At 70.9% G+C, this 21784-nt stretch carries 20 protein-coding genes; 6 read left to right on the forward strand and 14 right to left on the reverse strand.

The window, feature by feature from the left end:
- Positions 1-31: 31 nt before the first annotated feature.
- A complete protein-coding gene (locus tag ABZU32_RS27045; protein WP_354926290.1) occupies positions 32-1390 on the reverse strand; it encodes a hypothetical protein in 1359 nt (452 codons plus the stop codon).
- Positions 1387-2028: a helix-turn-helix domain-containing protein gene (locus tag ABZU32_RS27050; RefSeq protein WP_354926292.1), complete on the reverse strand. Its 642-nt coding sequence runs from the start codon at positions 2026-2028 to the stop codon at positions 1387-1389. The genes ABZU32_RS27045 and ABZU32_RS27050 overlap by 4 nt, the downstream gene beginning before the upstream one ends.
- Before the next feature lie 366 nt (positions 2029-2394).
- Between ABZU32_RS27050 and ABZU32_RS27055 the strand changes: the two genes are divergently transcribed.
- Positions 2395-3444, forward strand: coding sequence for a DUF4037 domain-containing protein (locus ABZU32_RS27055; protein WP_354926440.1), 1050 nt, complete (start codon positions 2395-2397; stop codon positions 3442-3444).
- A gap of 114 nt (positions 3445-3558) precedes the next feature.
- On the opposite strand, the gene ABZU32_RS27060 is transcribed toward ABZU32_RS27055, so the two are convergent.
- The 8 genes from ABZU32_RS27060 to ABZU32_RS27095 all read right to left on the reverse strand — a co-directional run bounded on the left by ABZU32_RS27060 (position 3559) and on the right by ABZU32_RS27095 (position 12017).
- Positions 3559-4794 (reverse strand): iron-containing alcohol dehydrogenase, encoded by a 1236-nt coding sequence (locus ABZU32_RS27060; RefSeq protein WP_354926294.1) that lies wholly within the window; start codon positions 4792-4794, stop codon positions 3559-3561.
- An 82-nt stretch (positions 4795-4876) separates the two neighbouring features.
- The gene (locus ABZU32_RS27065) at positions 4877-6337 is read right to left on the reverse strand and encodes an NAD-dependent succinate-semialdehyde dehydrogenase (protein ID WP_354926442.1); all 1461 of its coding nucleotides are present in this window, start codon (positions 6335-6337) and stop codon (positions 4877-4879) included.
- A gap of 76 nt (positions 6338-6413) precedes the next feature.
- Complete coding sequence (locus ABZU32_RS27070; protein ID WP_354926296.1) at positions 6414-6590, reverse strand: hypothetical protein; 177 nt, start codon at positions 6588-6590, stop codon at positions 6414-6416.
- 43 nt (positions 6591-6633) lie between these two features.
- Positions 6634-7710, reverse strand: a complete 1077-nt coding sequence (locus ABZU32_RS27075; protein WP_354926298.1) for an ABC transporter ATP-binding protein — start codon at positions 7708-7710, stop codon at positions 6634-6636.
- Complete coding sequence (locus ABZU32_RS27080; RefSeq protein ID WP_354926300.1) at positions 7710-8777, reverse strand: ATP-binding cassette domain-containing protein; 1068 nt, start codon at positions 8775-8777, stop codon at positions 7710-7712. The genes ABZU32_RS27075 and ABZU32_RS27080 overlap by 1 nt, the downstream gene beginning before the upstream one ends.
- Entirely contained in the window at positions 8777-9688 is a 912-nt protein-coding gene (locus ABZU32_RS27085) for a carbohydrate ABC transporter permease (RefSeq protein WP_354926302.1), read from the reverse strand. Before ABZU32_RS27085 ends, ABZU32_RS27080 begins: the two co-directional genes overlap by 1 nt.
- Positions 9688-10554, reverse strand: coding sequence for a sugar ABC transporter permease (locus ABZU32_RS27090; RefSeq protein ID WP_354926304.1), 867 nt, complete (start codon positions 10552-10554; stop codon positions 9688-9690). Before ABZU32_RS27090 ends, ABZU32_RS27085 begins: the two co-directional genes overlap by 1 nt.
- Positions 10555-10634: 80 nt before the next feature.
- Positions 10635-12017 carry an extracellular solute-binding protein gene (locus tag ABZU32_RS27095; RefSeq protein ID WP_354926306.1) on the reverse strand — a complete coding sequence of 461 codons (1383 nt, stop codon included), beginning with the start codon at positions 12015-12017 and terminating at the stop codon, positions 10635-10637.
- Positions 12018-12450: 433 nt separating this feature from the next.
- Between ABZU32_RS27095 and ABZU32_RS27100 the strand changes: the two genes are divergently transcribed.
- From ABZU32_RS27100 to ABZU32_RS27110, 3 genes are all read left to right on the forward strand, one after another.
- A complete protein-coding gene (locus ABZU32_RS27100; RefSeq protein WP_354926308.1) occupies positions 12451-13194 on the forward strand; it encodes a GntR family transcriptional regulator in 744 nt (247 codons plus the stop codon).
- Between the two features lie 93 nt (positions 13195-13287).
- Complete coding sequence (locus ABZU32_RS27105) at positions 13288-13857, forward strand: DJ-1/PfpI family protein (RefSeq protein WP_138666282.1); 570 nt, start codon at positions 13288-13290, stop codon at positions 13855-13857.
- A 19-nt stretch (positions 13858-13876) separates the two neighbouring features.
- On the forward strand, positions 13877-14698 hold the full coding sequence (locus ABZU32_RS27110; protein ID WP_354926310.1) for an alpha/beta hydrolase: 822 nt from the start codon (positions 13877-13879) through the stop codon (positions 14696-14698).
- An 89-nt stretch (positions 14699-14787) separates the two neighbouring features.
- On the opposite strand, the gene ABZU32_RS27115 is transcribed toward ABZU32_RS27110, so the two are convergent.
- Both ABZU32_RS27115 and ABZU32_RS27120 read right to left on the reverse strand, forming a co-directional pair.
- On the reverse strand, positions 14788-15765 hold the full coding sequence (locus tag ABZU32_RS27115) for an aldo/keto reductase (protein WP_354926312.1): 978 nt from the start codon (positions 15763-15765) through the stop codon (positions 14788-14790).
- Positions 15766-15820: 55 nt separating this feature from the next.
- Positions 15821-16837, reverse strand: a complete 1017-nt coding sequence (locus tag ABZU32_RS27120) for a tyrosine-type recombinase/integrase (RefSeq protein ID WP_354849375.1) — start codon at positions 16835-16837, stop codon at positions 15821-15823.
- Positions 16838-17240: 403 nt separating this feature from the next.
- Here ABZU32_RS27120 and ABZU32_RS27125 point away from each other — a divergent pair, with 403 nt between their 5' ends.
- On the forward strand, positions 17241-17639 hold the full coding sequence (locus ABZU32_RS27125; protein WP_354926314.1) for a RidA family protein: 399 nt from the start codon (positions 17241-17243) through the stop codon (positions 17637-17639).
- A gap of 79 nt (positions 17640-17718) precedes the next feature.
- Here ABZU32_RS27125 and ABZU32_RS27130 read toward each other — a convergent pair whose 3' ends face one another.
- Entirely contained in the window at positions 17719-18603 is an 885-nt protein-coding gene (locus ABZU32_RS27130; RefSeq protein WP_354926316.1) for an NAD-dependent epimerase/dehydratase family protein, read from the reverse strand.
- A 325-nt stretch (positions 18604-18928) separates the two neighbouring features.
- Here ABZU32_RS27130 and ABZU32_RS27135 point away from each other — a divergent pair, with 325 nt between their 5' ends.
- Complete coding sequence (locus tag ABZU32_RS27135) at positions 18929-19816, forward strand: LysR substrate-binding domain-containing protein (protein WP_354926318.1); 888 nt, start codon at positions 18929-18931, stop codon at positions 19814-19816.
- 35 nt (positions 19817-19851) lie between these two features.
- Here ABZU32_RS27135 and ABZU32_RS27140 read toward each other — a convergent pair whose 3' ends face one another.
- Positions 19852-20832: a tyrosine-type recombinase/integrase gene (locus ABZU32_RS27140; RefSeq protein WP_354926444.1), complete on the reverse strand. Its 981-nt coding sequence runs from the start codon at positions 20830-20832 to the stop codon at positions 19852-19854.
- Between the last annotated feature and the right edge of the window lie 952 nt (positions 20833-21784).

The following is a 21784-nucleotide window of genomic DNA, read 5'->3' on the forward strand; positions in this document are numbered from 1 at the left end:
TACGGACGCGCGGACCTGAAGATCCGTCGGGTCAGGTGGGGGAGGGGGCGTCCGTGCTCTGACCGGGCGGCACCGTGGTGGTGTGCGGGGATGTGACCGTGGCGGTCGCGGGAGACGATGCGCCGCGGTGACTCCACAGCAGCGCTCCTGTGGCCGACACGGCGCCTGCGAACAGCCAGGGAACCGGGCCGGGCGGCAGGACACCGATGAGCAGGCCGGTGAGGGCGCCGGCCAGTTGCAAGGCCAGAGACTGGACCGACAGGGCGGTCGCGCGGCCCGCGCGGGTGACACGGCGGTGCAGCAGGTCGTTCTCGCTCGGTCCGGCGCAGCCGCGCCCCAGGTACACCAGGGCGTAGCCGGTGACCGCGAGGATCGTCGCGGGCGCGGCGGTGGATGCCGCGGTGACGCCGAGCAGGAGCAGTCCGCAGGCGCTGGTCGCAAGACCTGCCAGGACGGCGCGTTCGCCGCCGCCGGTGAGGCGCGCGGTGAACGGTGCGAGGTGGCTGCCGAGGCCCGAGCACAGAAAACCGGCGCAGGCGAGCGAGGCGAAGACCACCGCGCCCGACTCCGATGCGCCGGTCAGGGCCGCGACGCGGCCCGGCGAGAGCAGCTCGACGGCGGCCAGGGTGCCGCCGGCGGCTCCCGCGCTGAGCAGGACGCGGCGCACCAGCCCGTCACGTGCGCCCAGGCGCAGTCCGCCCGCGATGGTGGCGGGGATGCCGCGCAGTACGCCGCGCACCGTGGCCGCCGGCCGAGGCTGCTCGCGCAGGGCCGTCAGGACGTACAGCACGAAGACGATCTCGATGGGGGCGGCCAGCAGTAGCGGGATGGACAGAGGAACGACCAGGCCCGAGGTCGCCTCTGTGAGCCATCTGCCCATCTGCGGGCCGGTCGTCAGCAGCCAGGGCACGGCGCCGCCGAGCAGGGTGCCGGTGGCGAGCGCGGCCGAGGTCGCGGTCTTCCCCCGGGCCAGACCGGTGTGCAGGTCGGCGCCGGGGCCGCTATGTGCCTGGGCGATGTCCACGTACCAGGCCTCGGCGGGCCCGCTGGACAGGGCGCGGCCGGCGCCCATGAGCACCATGCCGCAGGTGAGGACCCAAGATGCGGCGCCCAGGCCCACGAGTATGAGAGCGGCCAGATTCAGCAGCCCGGCGGCGGCCAGGACGGTGCGGCGGCCTAGGACGTCGGACAGCCCTCCTGTGGGAAGCTCCAGCCCGGCGGCGGTGAAGGAGTGCGCGGCGAACAAGCCGGCGATGGCCGCCAGGGACAGACCGCGTTCGGTGAACAGAAGGATCAAAGGCGCGATGGTCAGACCGGCCGCGAGCCAGAAGAGCGCACAGGCTGTGACGTAGCGGCGGCGGGCGGCGCGCGTGTCCAGCGGCTCGGTCATGGCGCGTCGTCCTCCGGGCGCGACGGGAGGGGGGTGCCGGGATCCGCGGCGGGATCGTAGGGTGCGAGAGGCAGTCCGGCGATGAGGAAGACGATCTGCGCGGCGCGTGGGTCGTCGGCGTCGCGGCCGGTCAGTTCCGCCACCTTCCGATCGACCACCTGCCGCAGCTCGGTGAGGGACTCGGGGGTCAGCCGGAGCAGCAGGTCTGTCATGTCCGATGGTTCGAGCCACTCTTGGCCGAGTCGCCCGGCGGCGATGTCGGCCTCATGCCGGGCGAGGGACGCTTGCAGGTGTTCGATCTGCCGCCTGCGTGCGAAGCCGACGAAGGCGCGGCTTTGCGGGGCGGTGTCCATCGCGGTGTTGCTCCACGACGTCACCGAGTGCACCGCCCGCCAGCGGCGCTCTCGCCTGTCGCGGTGCTCGGCTTCGGCGACGAACGCGTATCTCGCCAGAACCCGCAGGTGGTAGCTGGTGGAGGAGGAGGTCTGCCCGGTTCTGACGGCGAGTTCGCTCGCTGTGGCGGGCCCGTCTTGCCGCAGCAACCCCAGCAGCCGGATGCGCAAGGGGTGCGTGAGCGCCTTCAGTGCGGCGGCATCCTGCTCAGGGTCCAGAACGCGCTTGTGCTGTTCGCCTGCCATGGCTGAAGAGTAGATCCACGAACCGTCTTTCCCAAAGTATTTATGCAAAAATTGTTTGGGAAAGTGCTGCAGTGGGCGCGGAGACGGGGGCGGGGGAGTGGCGAAAATCGGCCACCGGGGCTGCGGATGCTCTGGAGCCGGTCACGCCACGGGGACTACGGAGCGGTGCCTGGCGTGATCCCGTTGACAGTGTCGAGCGCCACTGGCCTGCTGTCCGTTTTGACTTACTTTGTAAAGAAGGGTGGATGGAACGAACCCACACTATTCACCCTCCAAAACCTCTCAACCAAACGAAGAGGCCGGGGCAGAGGTGTGTGAGGAAAACCAGGTGAAGCGGAGCGGTCCGCGAGGCACAGTTGTTGAGTGATGTCCGATTACGCTGCTGGTTTCGTGCCGGGTCTGCCCCTGTCACGCGCGTTCTATACAGAAGTCGTCCACCCCCTGATCGGCCAGGTGCCGCACGGCGCCGCGCTGATCGGCCCGGGCTCGGAGGTACTGGCCTTCGACACCGAACGCTCGGCCGACCACGACTGGGGGCCGCGGGTGCTGGTGTTCGTCCGGCCCGGGTTCGAGGCCGGTCTGGCGGAGCGGCTCGGCGCCGCGCTGCCCGAGCGGTTCCGCGGCTACCCGACCGTTTTCGGGTCCGACCGCAACCCGCCCCGGCACGGGGTGGTGGTCACCGTGTTCGAGCAATGGGCGCGCTCGCGGCTCGGGTTCGACCCGCGCGGCCCGATCGGCACGGCCGACTGGCTCGGGGTGTCCTGGCAGCGGCTGGCCGAGATGACCAGCGGCGAGGTGTTCCACGACGGGCTGGGTGAGCTGGAGGCCGCCCGGGCCAACCTGCGCTGGTACCCCCAGCAGGTGTGGCGGTACGTGCTGGCCTGTCAGTGGCGGCGGGTCGCAGAGCTGGAGAGCTTCCCCGGGCGGTGCGGCGAGGTCGGCGACGACCTGGGGTCACTGCTGGTCACCGCCCGCCTGGTCGAGGAGCTGATGCGGCTGTGCCTGCTGATGCGCCGCCGCTACCCGCCCTACGCCAAGTGGCTGGGCAGCGCGTTCGCCCGTCTGGGCGGGTCGGCGGAGCTGGGGGAGATGTTCGCCGCGGCGCTGGCGGCGCGCGGCTGGCGGGAGCGCGAGGAGCACCTGTGCCGCGCCTACGAACGGGTGGCCGCGCTGCACAACCGTCTCGGGCTGACCGAACCGTTGCAGGCGTCGGTGCGGGAGTTCCACGACCGGCCGTTCCGGGTGATCGGCGCCGGCCGCTTCGCCGACGCGCTGCTGGGCACGGTGGACCCCGCGCTGCGGGCCTCGCGCGCCGACGGGTCGGTGGACCAGTTCTGCGACAGCGTGCAGGTGCTGGGCGACAGCACCCGTTCTGTGGCCGTCGTCCGCGCGCTGCGCGACCCGGCCGGCACCTGAGCCCATGTCTCACACCGGCGGTGTGCGCGGTGCCGCTTTGCGCTCGTGCCGGCGGCGCATCATCGCGCGGGTCTCGTCTCTGAGGAACTGGATGAGCTCCAGTGTCTCCCGTCGCTATCGCTGCTCCGGAGTCAGGACGTGCCGGGTCCGGTCTCCGATCCAGGCCGCTTCGAGGATCGCGGTCAGGCTGGCGGTGTCGGTGGGGCCTGGATGGTTCTGGATCAAGCGGGTGACGCCACCGGCCATCTCCGCGAAGCGCGGGAGGTCGGCGCGTGCCACGCCGATGTCCGCCAAGGTGGCAGGGATGCCGATGTCGGCGAGGAGCCCGTCGAGCCAGGTGAGGAACGTATCTGCGGCCTCGGCATCCGAGGCGCCGGTCACGTCGAGCCCGCACACTCGGGCGAGGGTGGTCAACCGGTCTTCGATGGCATCCCTGGCCGCGTCCAGCGCGTAGGGCAGCAGAAGTCCGACGCCCAGGCCGTGCGGTGTGTGGGTGGCCGCGCCGATGGGGTACTGGAGGGCGTGCGGAGCCCCGTTGCCCGCGTGGGAGAACGCGAGTCCGGCCAGCATGGACCCGTAGGACATGTCCGCGCGCGCGTCCTTGTCGCCTCCGTCCCTGACGACACGGGGCAGGCTGCGGGCGATCCGCTCCGCGGCCAGGAGCGCGTAGTGATCGGTGATCGGGTTGCGGCCGAGGAAGACCTGCTCCACCGGGTCGCGCGGTCCGTGGGCCCGGGGTCGCGCGGTGTAGCTCTCCACCGCGTGGCAGAACGCGTCGATGCCGGAGTGGGCGGTGACGGTCGCAGGGCAGGTGTAGGTGAGCTCGGGGTCGACGATGGCGAAGTCGGGCACGATGTGGACGCTGGAGACCCCCACCTTCAGCTCGCGGTCCGGGTCGGTCAACACCGAGACGGGCGTGAGCTCGGAGCCGGTGCCCGACGTCGTCGGGACCGCGACGAGAGGGATCGTCGGCCCCGGCACCTTCGACTCGCCGTAGAAGTCGCGCGGCGTCCCACCGTGGCGCCGGATGACGCCGACGATTTTGGCCAGGTCGATCACCGTGCCACCCCCGATGGCGAGGATCACGTCGGCGTTCACCTCTGCGGCGACCGAGACGGCCAGGGCGACATCGGTGAGTGGCACGTCCGGAGTCGCGTCGGCGAACACCCCGGCGACGTCGACCTTCTCCCGCACGGCGGCCACGATCTCGGCCACGCCCGGCTGCCCCAGAAGAACCCGGTCGGTCACGATGAGGACGCGCGAGCCACACTCGGCCACCACTCGTGGGATGTTCTGCGCGACCCCTTCTCCCACTATCAGCTGGCGTGGTCCGCGGACGGTCTCAAGCATGTCAGTGCCTCTCTGGAACGTTGGCGGTGAGTTGCCGGGCGGACGTCGAGGTCGCCTGCGAGCCCGGGACGGCGCAGGCCGGTCACGGTAGGTCGATGGCCGCGTAGGTGACGTCGAGGTACTCGAGGATGCCCTCGTGCGACCCCTCCTTGCCGATCCCGGACTGCTTCACGCCTCCGAACGGAGCCGACGGGTCGGAGATCAGGCCACGGTTGATGCCGAGCATCCCCGTCTCCAGTCCCTCGGTGAACCGCAGCGCCCGCTGGAGGTCACGGGTGAAGACGTATGCGACCAGGCCGTGCTCGGTGTCGTTGGCCTTCGCGATCACCTCCTCGTCGGAGGTGAAGGAGATGATCGGCGCCACCGGGCCGAAGATCTCCGCCTGCAGCATCCGCGCGTCTTCGGGCACGTCGGCGAGGACCGTGGGCGGGTAGAAGTGGCCCGGCCCCTCCGGACGCTCGCCGCCCACCAGGACGCGGGCGCCGCGATCGACCGCGTCGGCGACGAGTTCGTCGATCTTGGTGACCGAGGCCTCGTCGATCAGCGCCCCGACGTCCACGCCGTCGTCGAGGCCGTGGCCCACCGAGAGCGCGCCCATCCGCTCGGCGAAGCGCGCCGTGAACTCCTCGCGTACCGGCTCCTCGACGTAGATGCGGTTGGCCGCGATGCAGGACTCCCCGATGTTGCGCATCTTGGCCACCATGGCTCCGTCGAGCGCGACGTCCAGGTCCGCGTCGGCACACACGATCAAGGCCGCGTTGCCGCCCAGTTCCATGGAGGTGCGCAGCACGTTGTCCGCCGCCTGTCGTAGCAGCACGCGTCCGACCTCGGTGGACCCGGTGAAGGAGAGCTTGCGGGTCCGGCGGTCGGCCAGCAGTGCTGAGACCACCTCGCCGGCACGCTCGGTCGTCACGACGTTGACGACGCCCGGGGGAACGCCGACCTCCTCCATGATGCGGGCCAGGAGCAGCATGGTGAGCGGGGTCTGGGATGCCGGCTTGGTGATCGTCGTGCAGCCCGCCGCCAGTGCGGGAGCGATCTTGCGGGCACCCATGGCCAACGGAAAGTTCCAGGGCGTCACAAAGACGCACGGTCCGACCGGCTTCGGGACGGTGAGGATGCGATATCCACCTGCGGGAGCGGTGTTGTAGCGTCCCTCGACGCGCACCGCCTCCTCGGCGAACCAGCGGAAGAACTCGGCGCCGTAGGCCACCTCTGCCCGAGCCTCGGCGAGCGGCTTGCCCATCTCGAGCGTTATCAGCCGGGCGACCTGCTCGGATCGCTCGGTCAGTGCCCGGTAGGTGGCGGTCAACAGCTCTGACCGTTTCCGCGGCGGGGTCGCCGCCCACTGCGCCATCGCCGTGCTCGCCGCGTCCAGAGCGGCGAGCCCGTCAGCGGCGTCGGCGTCCGCCACCTCGGCGATGGTCTTGCCGGTGGCCGGGTCCTCGACGGCGAAGGTGGCTGCGCCGGCGGCGTCGCGCCAGGCGTCGCCGATCCGCAGCCGCCGGTGCTCGGGGGCCAGGACGTTCATCGGGTCACTCATCGCGTCGCCTCCTGTGATGTTCTCGGTGATGTCCAGCGTGACCTCGGCGATCGCGCCACGCGCGGTGACGAACGGGTCACACGACCTCGTCGGGGTCAAGGTCGCCGAGCGGGTCGGACGTGGCCTCGGCCCCGGCCGCGGGGCGACGCAGCGCGCCACCGATCGCCTTCTCGGGCCATGGCCGCTTCGGCGTCGTGAGGCCGTGCTCACCGGTGACCGTCCGCGAAGGCTCGATCGCCGCGTGCGGGCGCATGCGGGCGCACGCGGGCACATGGTGACGTCGCCGCCCCGCGCGGTTATCTCCCGGCCTGTGACAGCGCCAGCCCGGTGCCCGCGTCGAACAGGTGCGCACGGTCCAGGTCGACCGTGACGTGCAGCCGCTCGCCCGGCGTACCGGTGAGGGTGGGTCGTGCCTTGACCTTGAGGATCTGTGTCCCCACTCGGACGTCGACCACCGTTCGGTCACCGAGCGGCTCAAGGCCGTAGAGCTCGCCCGGCAACGACGCGTTCCCGCGCCGCTCGACCGACAGGTCCTCCGCGCGCAGGCCCAGCAGCAGCGGACGGCCGTCCTCGGCGGTGGTCCAGCGGGGCCGCGGCAGCGTCCAGCCTTCCGTCCCGATCAGACGATCTCCCTCGGCGTGGCAGGCGAGCAGGCTGATCTGCGGGCTGCCGACGAAGCCCGCGACCCACTGGTTGGCCGGCCGCTCGTACACCTCGGTCGGTGTTCCGACCTGTTGCACCTTCCCCTCCTTCAAAACCGCGACCTGGTCGGCCATGGACAGGGCCTCGACCTGGTCGTTGGTCACGTAGACGAAGGTCGCTCCGAGGCTGCGGTGGATGCGGGTGAGCTCGGTGCGCATCTCGACGCGGAGCTTGAGGTCGAGGTTGGTCAGCGGCTCGTCCATGAGGAACGCGCGCGGGCTACGGACCAGCGCCCGGGCCAGGGCGACACGCTGCATCTCACCGCCCGACAGCTGCGCGGGACGGCGCTGCAGCAGGCGTTCGATGTGCAGCAGGCTCGACATCCGCTCGACGGCGGCGGCGATCTCGCTGGAGGAACAGCGGCGTGCCCGCAATGGCGAAGCGATGTTCTCGTACGCCGTGTGCCGCGGGTAGAGGGCGTAGTTCTGGAAGACCATGGCCAGGTCGCGTGCGGCCGGGGAGTCACCGGTGGCGTCCCTGCCGTCCAGATGCACCGACCCGGCGTCGAGCTTCTCAAGGCCGGCGATCGCTCGCAGGGTCGTCGTCTTGCCCGCCCCGGAGGGTCCGAGCACGACGAAGAACGATCCGTCCGGCACCTCCAGTGTCACCCCGTCCAGGGCCTGGACTTTGCCGAAGGACTTGCACAGCCCGTGCGCTGCCACGGTTCCCATCAGGCCACCAGCTCTTCCGTGCTCACGTCGTAGACCGCCGGGGTCGCGCCGGTGTGCCGCAGCCCGACCGATGCGTCCGCGGCGAAACGGAGGGTCGGTGGCATCCGGACCCGCACGTCGCGCTGGCCGCCGTGGTCGACCACGTAGATGATCTCGTCGCCCAGCCACTCCGCCGAGACCACGCGGGCCGGGACCGAACGTTCCGCTCCTGGTTCTGTGACTTCCAGCGCCTCCGGCCGGACGCCCGCGACCAGGCTACGGTCGCGCGGCAGGCCTGGCGGTGGCGTGAGATCCAGTCCGCCCTTGGCGCGCAGCTTCCCGTCGGCCACCTCCACCTCGATCAGGTTCATCGGCGGGGAGCCGATGAAAGCGGCGCAGAAGAGACTCGCCGGGCGGTCGTAGACCTCCAGCGGCGTGCCGATCTGCTCGACGCGGCCCTTGTTGAGGATGGCGATTCTGTGACCGAGCGACATCGCCTCGACCTGGTCGTGGGTGACGTAGACCATCGTCGTCCCCAGTTCGCCCTGCAGGTGCTTGATCTCCGTGCGCATGTCCGCCCTCAGCTCCGCGTCCAGATTGGTGAGAGGTTCGTCCATGAGGAATGCGCGCGGTCGTCGCACCAGGGCGCGGGCGAGCGCGACGCGCTGCTGCTCCCCGCCGGACAGCCGGCGCGGCCGCCGGTCCAGGAGCGGACCGAGCCGCATCAGCCGGGCGGCCTCGTCGACCCGTTCGCGCACCTCCGCCTTGGGCAGTCCCTCGGCCCGCAGGGGGAACGCCAGGTTGTCGCGGGTTCGCAGATGCGGGTAGAGAGCGTAGAACTGGAACACCATGGCGATGTCGCGCTCGGCGGGCGGCAGGTCGTTGACCAGCGTGTCGCCGATGCGGATGTCGCCCGTCGTCTGCCTCTCCAGGCCGGCTATGGCCCGCAGCGTGGTCGTCTTGCCGCACCCCGAAGGGCCGAGCATCACGAACAGCTCGCCGTCGCCGATGGACAGGTCCACGTGCTCGACCGCGACCGTCCCGTCCGGGTAGCGCTTGTGCAGGGCGGTCACCTCGATGCCCGCCATCAGCGTCGCACCGCCCCGAGCGTCACACCGGCGACCAGGTGCTTGCGCACCAGGTAGGCGAAGACGAGCACCGGCAGGGCGAACACCACGGAGGCGGCGGCCACCAGGCCCCAGTCCACGGTGGTGCCACCGATGAGGCCGGCGATGGCGGGTGGGGCCGTGCGCACGTTGTCGCTGGAGGTGAGGAAGATGGCGAACACGAACTCGTTCCACGAGAAGATGAGGGCGAACACCGCCGTCGCGGCGATGCCGGGCAGGAGCAGGGGAAGGGTGAATCGCCGGAACGCCTGCAGGCGGGTGTAGCCGTCGAGCATGGCGGCATCCTCGTACTCTGCGGGCACCTCGTCGACGAACCCCTTCATCATCCAGATCGTGAAGGGGACGTTGAACGCGGCGTAGATGAGGATCAGGCCGAGCTGGGTGTTGATGAGCCCGGCTTGGCGGTACATGAGGAAGATCGGGATCACGACCACCACGGGCGGCATGAAGCGGGTGGACAGGATGAAGAACAGCTGGTCCTTCTTGGCCTTCACGGCGAAGCGTGAGTAGGCCCAGGCCGCCGGGACCCCCAGCACGGTGGCCAGCGCCGTGGAGACCCCGGCGACCACGACGGAGTTGAGGAAGGAGACCGACAAGGGCGAGCGACCGCCGCCGGAGGCGACGAACACGTCCTTGAAATGGTCCAGAGTGACCTTGAAGTCGAAGAACTTGGCCGGGATGGCGTAGACGTCCCGGTTCTCCTTGATGGAGGTCTCGATCATCCACAGCACCGGGAAGAGCATCACGACGGCCAGCACGGCCAGCAGCGCGACCTCCAGCACGGCGCGGCCCCGGCCGCCGAAGCGGCGCGCGGGGGGCGTGTGATCCCGGGCAGGACCTGTGGACACGGCCTCGTCGACGGAGACGGCCATCAGTCCTCCTTGAGCTTGTTCAAGTAGCGCAGGTAGAGCTGCGTGAGGACGATCACGACCAGGACCATGAGGATCCCGTACGCCGAGGCGGTTCCGGTGTTGAAGCCCAGGAACGCGACCTTGTAGACGTGGAACGACAACGTCTCGGTGGAGACCCCCGGACCTCCGCTGGTGAGAATGTAGACGAGGTCGAACAGCCGGAAGGCCTCGATGGCCCTGAACAACACGGCGATGAGGAGCAGCGGCCACACCAGCGGAAGGGTGATGGTGCGGAACCGGAACCACTCCGACGCCCGGTCGATCGACGCGGCCTCGTACAGGTACTTGGGAACCGCGGTGAGGCCGGCGAGTGCGATGAGCATGATGAACGGCGTCCATTGCCAGGTGTCGACCACGATCAGGGAGATCAGTGCCGTCCGCTGCCGGGTGAGCCACTCCACCTGCCCCAGGCCGAGCGAGCCGAGCATGCTGTTGACCACGCCGAACTGCGCGTCGAGCATGAACCGCCAGAACAGCCCGACCACGACCGGCGACAGCATCATCGGAACCAGGAACAGAGTGGTCAGCACTCCTCGCCCGTGCGTGCGCCGTGAGATCAGGTAGGCGATGGCGAAACCGAGCACCGTCTGCAGGGCGACCGCGCCGACCACGTAGATCAACGTCGTCAGGGCCCTCAGGTGCACCTGCGCCGAAGCCAGGACGGCGGTGTAGTTCTCGAACCAGATGAAATGGGCCGGCCCCCCGCGGGTGGCCGAGTAGTCGGTGAACGACAGGTACAACGCCCACAGCAACGGGAACACCGACATCGCCAGCAACAGCAGCAGCGCGGGGGAGATGAAGGCCACCGCGAGCCCGCGGTCGCTCAACCGGCGGGACCGGCCCGGTGCAGGCGGCGTCGCGGACGCCACCTGCCCGGGGCGGTCGGTCGTCAGAGGGGCGGGGTCACTCACAGTCCGCCGCCGCCCTTGCCCTTGCCGGAGTCGAGCACGCCCTGCTGCCCCTTGGCGATGTCGTCGAGCGCGTCCTTCGGCTTCTTCGCGCCGTTGAGAGCCGCGTTCACGTTGGTGTTCTCAATGTCGACCAGGCGCGCGTACTCCGGGACATTCCACATGTCCCGCATCCGCGGCACCGAGTCGGCGTACACCTTGTTGAACGGCCCGGCGTTGAGGAACTCGGGCGACGCCAGGGCGTCGGTACGCGACGGCACGCCACCGGCCGCGGCCCACTTCTTCTGGATGTCGGCCTGCTCGAACCACTTCATGAAGTTCAGGGCCTCGGCCTGGTTCGCCTCGGGGGAGTAGGCCGACACGTGCATCCCCATGCCGCCGAGAGGCACCAGGTTGGTCTTCTGGGTCGGCAGGGTGGCGAAACCCAGCTTGTCGAGGATCTGCTCCCGCGTGGTGCCGAGCGTCGACTGCTTGGGGTCGAGCAGGCCGCCGCTCGCGGCGATCCAGTTGAACGCGATGCACGCCTTGCCCTGGGCGACCGCCGCGTTCACCTCGTCGATGAACCAGTTGCCCGAGCCCTTGGCGGTCAGCGGCTTCATCTTGTTGACCAGGACGTCCATCGCCTCCTGGCCCGCGGGGTCGTTGAGGACGCCGTCGATCTTGCGCGTCTTGGGGTCCCAGAGGTTGCCGCCGTAGACGCCGTTGACCGTGTTGTAGGTCACGGCCGCGGCGTCGGAGCCGTTGGCCTGGTGGAAGGCCAGCCCGCTGACGCCGGGGTTCTCCGTCTGGCACTTCTGGGCGGCTGAGATCATCTCGTCCCAGGTCTGCGGCGGCTTGTCGCCGATCAGGTCCTTGCGGTAGATCATCGTCCAGGTGTCGCCGAGCAGCGGCAGTCCGTACATGCTGGCGTTCTCGTCGCGCTTGCCGGTCTCCGCCTGGGGGAACTGGCCGTAGGCCGCCAGCAGGTACGGGTTGTAGGCGTTGACGTCGATGTTCTTCTTGACGAAGTCGGTGATGTCGAGGATGTTGCCGTTCGTCACGGCCTCGCCGATGTGCTGCGAGTCCAGGATCGGGATGTCGAAGTCGGTCTTGTGCGCCGCGAACTGGGTGAACATCGCGTCGTGCCAGTTCGCGTTCGGCACGGTGTTGACCTTGACGGTCACATTCGGCCGATCCTTTTTGTACTCGGCGTTCGCGAAGGCTTCCAGCGCGTGGGCGGGGGGCCAGTCGAACCAGATGAAGCTGAGGGTCAGCGGGTCCTTGGTGAGCTCGGGGATGGTCGCCGGCGCCTTGGGGGCGCTCGCCTTCGCGCCGTCGTCCGAGCCGCCGCCGCAAGCCGCCACGGTCGTGGCCAGCAACATGGCCGCCGTCGCCAGCTGCACCTTTCGACCGGGAATGGACAGTCGTCCTATTCGCTGTGGATACCGCACCTTCATGCCTGCTTTCTGGGGGGTGTCTGGAGGCTTGCTGCGTGCTTCGCCGAGCGGTTGCCGGATTGTTCAGGCGTGTCGCCGGCTGTCGCGGGCCGACCCGCGGACCGGCGTCACGCGTGCGCCGCGACGTGATGGGACTTGGAGCGGTCGAGAGGTCCTTCGGTCCTCGTGCGGCCCGGTGGCGAACCGAGGAGGACGTCGAGCATGCTCATGGGAGCTCCAACCGATCGAAGCGGAGCGATGGCGGGCGGTTCCCCGATGGGTGAAGGATGGCCGGCATCCGTCACGTTTCCTATACGATCCGAGTGGGGGCAGCATCCCGCAGCGTTGCGACCGATGTCAACAGGTCCCCCGAAGACGCAGGAAAGGACCTCACGTCACGATGGACGACGAAGCGATGATCGCGCGGCGCCGTGGGGCCATGACGGGCGGAAAGCCGCCGGGGAGATCTCGCGGCCGGCTCGCCGACGAGGTGTACGACACGCTGCTCGGACAGCTGATGTCGCTACGGATCGAGCCCGGCTCCCGCGTCACGATCGACGTCCTGGCGCGAGAGCTGGGGGTCTCGCAGACGCCGATCCGAGACGCTCTGAACCGCATGGAGGCCGAGGGCCTGGTCGTGCGTGTGCCCCATGCCGGCTATCGCATTCCCCCCCAGATCACCCGTCACCGATTCGAGGACATGCTCGAGGTCCGCCTGCTCCTGGAGCCGGCGGCGGCGCGCAGATCCGCCGAACGCGCATCCTCGGGGCAGGTGGCCGGTCTGCGGCGAATGCTGGAGGAGATGGCGGAACTGGAGGGGGGCGACGGGGCCATGGCCTATGGCGCCTTCGGGCTGCGCGACGCCGCTTTCCACGACCTCGTCGCCCTGAGCGCGGAGAACCAGGTCATCCGCGAAGCGCTCGCACGCCTGCACACCCACGTGCACCTGTTCCGGCTTCTCCACGACACCCAGGTCACCCACCTGGCCATGGCCGAGCACGAAGAGGTCCTGGCCGCGATCGCCGCGCGTGACCCCGACGCCGCCGCCTACGCCATGCGCCGGCACATCCTGCTGTCCGGCGAGCGGTTCCGGCGATTGTTCGACGAGGCCAAGGACGCGGACGGAATGGCGGTGGAGGCTTGACGGGCGGCCTGGGCCGAGGAATGCTAACCCAATCGGATCGGATTGGATCGGACTGGATCCACCTCACCCGCCCCCAGATGTGAGGAGAAGCAGGTGCCCAGAGCACTGCTCCTGACCGGCGACGCCGCCGAGGAGCTCGACACCATGTATCCCTACTATCGCGTGCAGGAGGGCGGCTGGGACGTTGACGTCTCGTCACGGACGATGCGTGACGTGCAGCTGGTCATCCACGAGTTCGACCCCAACTCCGACGCCTACGTGGAGAAGAACGGCCGCAAGCTGCCGGTCGACGTGCCCTGGGCCGAGGTCGACGTCGAGCGCTATGACGCCCTCATCATCCCCGGAGGACGCGCCCCCGAGTGGATCCGCGTCGACGCCGACGTCAGGCGCATCACCGAGCACTTCTTCGCGCGCAACCTCCCCATCGCGCTGGTGTGCCACGGCGCGCAGGTGCCGGCCGTGTACGGGCTGCTGAAGGGTCGAAAGACGGCGTGCTTCCCGCCCATCACCGGTGACATGGAGAACGCGGGCGCGACGGTCATCGACGCTCCCGACGTCGTGGACGGCAACCTCGTCTCCTGCCGGGGGTGGCCCGACATGCCGCAGTTCGGCAGGGCGATGATGGAGGTCTTCTCGAAGTCCATCAACTCCGCATCGGCATGAGCACACCGGAGCCGTCTCGGTGACGGCACTTCGGACCGTCACCGTCGACGGCTCCCCCGTCCACGTCCTGGAGAGCGGCACCGGGCCCGCGGTGCTGATGCTGCACGGCTCCGGACCCGGTACGACCGGATCCGGCGCCTGGGCGGCGACGGCACAGGCGCTCGGCACGTCCTGGCACCTGGTGGCTCCCGACCAGGCGGGATTCGGCCGTACACCGATCCCTGCGCACTCCAGGGGCGGGCTGCGGCTGTGGACGGAGCAGGCCGCGGGCCTGATGGACGCTCTCGGCGCCGAGCACTACGCCGTGGTGGGCCACTCCATGGGCGGTGCCGTGGCGCTGGCGTTGGCGGCCGCGCGTCCACAGCAGGTCACCCGTGTCGTGGCGGTCTCGACGATGGGCGCCCCCGGGGCGCCGCTGTCCGCCGAGCTCGACGCGATCTGGGCCGCCCCCGCCGGCCCGCACGGGGCACGAGACATGTTGAGTCGCCTCGTCCTGGACCAAGCGCTCGTCACCGAATCGGCCGTCGCCGCCCGTGCGGCCGCGATGCGAGCGGGGGCGGCCGCGTTCGCGTCGTTGTTCCCTCCACCCAGGGCACGCTGGGCCGACGAGCTCACCCTCCCGGCGCGAACGCTGGCAGGGATCCGCGCGCCCGTGCTGCTCGTCCACGGCGCCGAGGACCGAGTCACCCCGCTCAGCACCGCAGCCCTGCCCCTGCTCGAACACCTGCCCGATGTCCGTCTGCACGTGCTCGGCCGATGCGGCCACGTGCCGGCGCTGGAGCACCCGCACGACTTCAGGCGACTCCTGACGTGCTTCCTCGGCCCCGAACAAGGTCACTGATCGCCGCGACGGATCCGCAGCCCGTGCTCAAGCAGACCAGCATACGGACGTGACCGGGTCCGACCCCGACGGGCCGGACCCTTGGGGGATCACCAGCGGTGGTGGACCAGCGGGCGGATCAGCTCGTCGTACACCGACGCCACGGCGGCATGGGTCGGCTCCGACAGCGGCGCCAGCCGCGCGGCGGCGGCGTTGGCCGCGGCCTGCCGCTCATTGCGGGCGCCGGGGATCACCACGCTGACCGCCGGGTGGTCGATGATCCAGCGCAGCGCGAACTGGGCCGTCGTCATCCCCTCGGGGACCAGCGGCTTGAGCCGCTCCACCGCCGCCAGACCCGTGGCGTAATCCACGCCCGAGAAGGTCTCCCCGACGTCGAAGGACTCCCCGTGCCGGTTGAAGGCCCGGTGGTCGTCAGTGCCGAAACTGGTGTGCTCGTCGTAACGGCCCGACAGCAGGCCGCTGGCCAGCGGCACCCGCGCGATGATGCCCACCCCGGCCTCGGCCGCCGCCGGAAGCACCTGCTCCAGCGGCTTGAGCCGGAAGGCGTTGAAGATGATCTGCACACTGGCCACACCCGGCCGCGCGATCGCGGTCAGCGCCTCCTGGCAGGTCTCCACGCTCACCCCGTAAGCGGCGATCCTGCCCTCCTGCACCAGGGTGTCCAGCGCGTCGTACACCGCCTGATCGCTGAAGACCGGGGTCGGCGGGCAGTGCAGCTGCACCAGGTCGATGGTGTCGACGCCGAGGTTCTGCCGCGACCGGTCGTTCCAGGCCCGGAAATTGTCCAGCGTGTACGCCGACGGCACCTGCGCCACCCGGCGGCCCATCTTGGTGGCCACCGTCAGCCCCGGCCGCTCCTTGAGCAACCGGCCGACGATCTGCTCGCTGCGCCCGTCACCGTACACGTCGGCCGTGTCGATGAACGTCACCCCCGCCTCGACGGCGGCGTGCAGCGTCGCCAGCGCGTCGTCCTCGCCCACCTCACCCCAGTCGGCGCCCAGCTGCCACGCCCCCAGGCCGACGACCCCGACCTGCCTGCCCGTTCTTCCCAACTCACGCTTTTGCACAGCCCGATCGTACGGGCCCGCACCCGCCCCCGAGGACGGCGGGTGACCAACGCGGTCAGCCGCCCGCCGCACGCCCCCGCAGCAGCGGATGCGCCCGCATCGCCACCTCCAGCTCCCCGGGCAGCTCGTCACGGTAGCGGCCCAGCGTCGCCAGGTCGCTGTGCCCCAGCACCCGGCGCACCGCGTCCATGTCGACCGCGTCGGCCAGCAGATGCGTCGCGGTCGTGTGCCGCAGCCCGTGCGGGGTCACCGAACGCCGCTGCGCCGGATCGACCCGCCGCTGCACCCGGTCGATCACCGCCTGCACATCACCCCGCGCCAGCCGCCGCCCCCGCCACGACAGCAGCAACGCCTTCTCGGCCGTGGCCGGCCGGGCGGCCGCAAGGTAGACCTCCAGCACCTCGGCGACATCGCCCGGCAACGGCACATCACGCGTCTTGCCGCCCTTGCCGAAGATGCGCCAGTAACGCACCCCGTCATTGGTGTAGAAATCCTCGACATTGGCACGCACCAGCTCAGACACCCGCGGGCCCAGCGTCGACAGCAGCAGCACGATCAACGCGTCACGCACCTCGGTGCGCTGGTCACGCCGCCCGCCCCGCGGCTCGGCCACCGCCTGCTCACGCGCCGCGCCCACCAGCCCCTGCGCCTGCTCACGGGTCAGCGCCCGGCGCTCGGCGCGCAGCCCGCCGCGTTCCTTGGCCGTGACGGTGGCCGTGGTCATCGGATTGACCTGCACCCAGCCCGACAGGGTCGCGTGCTTGAAGAACGCCGACACCGACCGGCGGAACCGCGACTGCGAAGAGGGACTCTGCGCCGCGCCGGCGGGGGAGGAGCGCCGCCCGTCGGGCTTGCGCGCGAACGCCAGCAGCACCGCGTCGACATCCTCACCGGTCAGATCGTCCAGAACACGCCCGGCCCCCGCCAGCTCGGCGAAGGTGGCCACGTCACGGCCGTACACCTCGGCCGTCGCCGGGGACAGCGCCCCGGTGACCGTCTTGGCGCGCACCAGCTCCACATAGCGGTCGACGCACTCCTCCACGGTGAGGCGCTTGAGCTTCACAGGCCGCATCGATCAGTCCTTCCGGAGGGCAACCACGGGCACCGTACCGGCCCCCACCGACAATTGCGCTCGCCCGCGCTCCCCGAACGCGATCACACCATCGCCCACCGGCCCGATCTTCCACCCACGCGGGCACTTCGCCGCCAGGGACGAACCAGAGCCGGCCGTCGACGACGTCCACGCCCCCCTTGCCGGCGCCCGACAGCACACAGCGAGCGCCGCGCGATAGTGCGGACGCACCCGCGCCGCGCATCCGCTGACACCACGCACCTGACACGGCACCGCCCGCAGCACACCGCCCCGCGCCGCACGACCCACCGGCCGGGCGGCCGCAAAACCACATGACAGCCGGCCGGCACCCCCGCCATGATGACCGCGATCACCACATCCACCCAAGGCAAGGAGCCCCGCCATGGCACGCCGCACCATCACCACCGGCCTGCTCCCGCCGCCCGGATACGCCCACGCCGCCGTCGTCGAAGCGGGGGAGAGGCTCGCCTTCATGGCCGGAGCCGTCCCCCTGGACGCCACCGGCGCCCTGGTCGGCGAGGGCGATCCCGCCGCCCAGACCCGCCAGGTCCTGGCCAACCTCGCCACCGCCCTGCACGACGTCGGCACCGGCCTGCGGCACGTCATCGCCAGCACCGTCTACGTCGCCACCACCCGCCACCAGGACCTGCTCGAGGTATGGGAGGTCGTGCGCGCCAGCGAACTGTCCGACGGCCCGCACACCTCCACACTGCTCGGCGTCTCCTTCCTCGGCTACACCGGCCAGCTCGTCGAGATCACCGCCACCGCCGTCATCCCCTGACCGGCCCCGCCGCTCACGCGCCGACCCGCCCGCCGCCGTCATCGGGGACGGCGGCCACCCGGCCCCCGGGCACGCCCTGTCACCGCGCCACCGGATCGCGCGGCCCGGACAGCTCAGCCAGCGCGTCGACCCGCGTGGGCCGCCACCCCAGCTCCCGCCGCGCCCTGGCCCCGGTCATCCGCTGGTCCAGCGCGAACGCCTCGGCGATCGGCCCCATCCGCTCCACCGCTCGCGCCAAACCGATCGACTCCGTCCGCCCCCCGAGTCCCGCCCCGCGGCTCAACGCCCGCGTGACCTCCGCCAACGGCACGTTCTGGCCGCTCACCCCCGCGTACACCGCACCCGCCGGCGCACCGAGCGCCAGCACGTACAGCTCGGCGACGTCGTCCACATGCACCAGCGCCCAATGATTGGCCCCGTCCCCGATGCACGGCACCGCACCCGCCGCGAGCCCCGGCTCCACGAAGAACCCCTGCGTCAGCCCGCCACCCCGGCCGTACACCAGACCCGGCATCACCACCACCGGACGCCCCCCGCACCGCGCCCTGGCCAGCACCCGCCTCTCGTTCTCCAGCCGCCACGCCGTGATCGCCGGCGGACGCAGCGGCGCCTCCTCACCGACCACCCCATCGGTGTCCCCGTACACCCACACCCCGCCGGTGTGCACATACGGCCGCCCCCCGGCGCCGTCCAGCAGCGCCTCGGCCGCCGCCAGGTCCACCCGCGCGGTGTCCCCGGCGTAGTCCGCCCCCAGATGGATCACCCCGTCCGCCTCGGCCGCCGCCTCGCGCAGCACCTCAAGGTCGCCCAGAGCGCCCCGCACCGGCCGCGCCCCGAGCTCCGCGACGACCGACGCCGAACGCTCGCCGCGCGCCAGCGCCGCCACCCGCACGCCACGCCGCCGCAGCGCCGCGATCGTGACCCGGCCGATGTATCCCGACCCGCCGGTGATGAACACCTTCATCGTTCCCAGATCCCTTCCAACCGCGGCGGGAACCCCCGCCGCGATCCACCATCACCCGGGGACCGACTGGGCGTCCAACACCTTCTCCAGCACCGGTGATGCCCACCGGGCATCACCCCCACCACGGTCACCCGCCCACCCCGGCCAAGTCGCGGACCAGGGGAGAAGAGGACCAGAGGACAGGCAGGACCAGAGAGGGGGACCGGGGGACAGGCAGGACCGCGCGCAGCCCGCACCACCCGGCCCGGCCTACGCTGAGGACACCCCGAAGACACTCCCGCGACACCGCCGGCAGACCACGCCGGCCCCCGGCCAGGAGGGTGCGATGGACATCGACCTGCGCAAACTGCGCTACTTCGTCGCCGTGGCCGAAGAACTGCACTTCGGACGCGCCGCCGAACGCCTCTACATCACCCAGCCCGTCCTGTCCCGGCAGATCCGCGCCCTCGAGCAAGACCTCGGCACCACCCTGTTCGCCAGGAACCGGCGATCCACCGAACTCACCCCCACCGGCCAGGTGCTCCTGGAAGAAGCCCGCCCCCTGCTGGCCTCGGCCATCGCGCTGACCCGCCGCCTCACCCGCGCCGCCCACGGCGCCCCCGCCTTCACCATCGCCTTCATGCCCGGCACCACCGTGACCGCCGCCGTGCGCACCCTCACCGCCCGCCACCCCGGCCTGACCGTCAACCTGATGCGCACCACCTGGGACGACCAGACCGACGTCCTCCACGACGGCCGAGCCGACGCCGGCCTCGTGCGCATGCCCGTCGAACAACGCGGCCTGCGCCTGCTGCCCCTCTACACCGAGCCACGCGTCGCCGTCGTCTCCACCGAACACCGCCTGGCGGGCAAGACCACGATCAAGGTGGCCGACCTCGCCGGCGAACCCATGCTCCAAGACCCCGACGCCGTCCCCGAATGGCGCGACCTGCCCGGCCGCCTCACCGGCCACCCCGCGACGCCACGGCCGGTGTTCCACAGCGTGGAGGAGAAACTCGAACACGTCGCCGCCTCCCACGGCGTCATCGTGCTGCCGCTGTCGGTCGCCGCCTACTACACCCGCCCCGACGTCACCCACGTGCCCGTCGATGACATCCCGCCCAACCAGGTGTGCCTGGCCTGGAGCCGCACCCGCCGATCACCCCTGGTGCAGGAGTTCGCCGACATCGCCGCCGACCACTTCGCCACCACCCCGCGACCGCACCCCGTCTAACCCCGCCCGGCCCGCGGCCGCCGGTCGGCGTCGTCCTACGGCCCCGGATCCGGCCGCAGCCGGTCCAGCACCCCGTACGCCGGATTGCCCCGCGCCGCCGCCCGCACCTCCCGCGCCGTCGATGCCACATACGCCTGCCCGGTCACGATCGACGAATGGCCCAGCAACTCCATCAACTCGTGCGCCGAAGCGCCCCGCTCGGCCAGCCGGGTCGCGAACTCGTGCCGCAGCGCGTGCACCAGCGTCCCCCGCTGCACCCGATCATGAACACCGGCGTACCGGTAACACTGACGCACCAGATACTGCAGGCCACCACGCCGCAGCGGCTCGTTTCTGGTGTCGACCAGCAACGCCGCCGACCGGGGGAGTGCCGCCGGCCCGAACCGCCGCGACCGGCTCGCCAGATACTCCTCGATCAGCCGCTCGATCGGCGGCTCGATCGGCAGCGACCGGGTCTTGCCGCCCTTGCCCACCACCTGGATCCGGCGGTCACCCGCGGACCCGCCCACCGACCCCAGCGTCAGCCCCAGCAGCTCCGCCGAACGCATCCCGGTCACCAGGGCCAGCGCCAGCACCACCAGGTCGCGCTCCACCCACGGATCGCGGGCCCTGCGCGCCCCGGCCGCCACCTGCTCCAGCAGCGTCTGCGACGCCGTCCCATCGCCCAGCAACGGCTTGGGCGCCTTGGCCGGCTGCTTGGGACGGGGGACCGCCGCCATCGGATTGCCCTCCAGCATCCCCTCGGCGACGCAGAACGTCAGGAACTGGTTCCACGCGCTCCACGCGCGGTTGACGCTCGCCGCCGAACGCGGACCGGCGAACTCGGCGAACGCGCCCCGCACCAGGCGGCCGCTCAGGCGGCGCACCTCCAGATCGGCCGCCGGCACACCGGCCAGCTCCGCCGCCGCGGCGGCCACCGACCGCAGGTCGCGCTCGTACCCGGCGATCGTGTGCGGGGAGAGCTTCTTGGTGCGCAGCGAGGAGACGAACTCCGCCGCGGCTTCGGGCAGGCGCATCAGCACCAGCGGATCGCGGTCATCCACGGCTTTCACCCTCCGGAAAGCGGCGACCTCCTCGGACGCGGCGCACGTGGCTGCGATTATGCATCAAACCCGCACAAGTGGCCCGCCGACACGCCGGACCGGCCGCTGGGACCCGGCGCCCGCCGGGCCGGCGGGCGTTCACCGGCGCGTGAGGGGCCGGTGACCTGCGGCGTCGTCACGCGCGTCGCGCGCGTCGAGGTGACGCCGGGGACCGCCGACGTCAGGGGCCGCGGCGGGAGAGCGCGGAAGAGGAGTTCCTACCCAGTGATGCATAAGTGCGATTATGCATCAAACAGCGATGAGGGCGCTGCCGAGAGGGTTTCCGGGCGGGCATGTTCGCGGTGTTCCCGTGATGGTGTTCCGTGACGGCCGCCGCACCGCGCCGCCGGCCAGGGCTCGCGCATGGTCACGCCGCGGCTTGGCGTATGTGTCGCGTGCCGCAGGTACAGCGGGTGACCGCCCGCCGGCGCCGGCGCATCGCCGCGCATGGCGGGTGTTCGCGCGACGTGACGATCGGGCGCACCTGCGGGACGATCATCCGTGAAACGATCTTGAGGGGCGGCGGGCCTCGAGGCCGCCCGCCGCGGCATGTCCCGCACCGGCGCGCACGCGACGCGCGGCACGCCGTTCGGGCACGCGGTTCGGTACGCGGACGATCCGGATGGCGGTCCAGCGGCGGCCGGCACCACCCAGCCCTCCACCCGCCCTTCTACCCAAAGATGTCTCATACCAGACAGAAGCTCAATTCTGTCTGGTATGAGACATAGGGCTTAGAAGTGCCCATAACCGTCCCATTCCCTCCTTCGAGATATCGCGCCGAGCCATCGCCGTTCGATCGAGCTTCACGTGCGGACGAGCCGCCGGCCGGCGTTCCGCGAATGGAGTACGGGACGCCTTGGAGATCGTCTGAGTGGGCGCCCCTCCC

It is taken from the genome of Sphaerisporangium sp. NPDC005288, from assembly GCF_040607475.1.
GTDB lineage: Bacteria > Actinomycetota > Actinomycetes > Streptosporangiales > Streptosporangiaceae > Sphaerisporangium > Sphaerisporangium rhizosphaerae.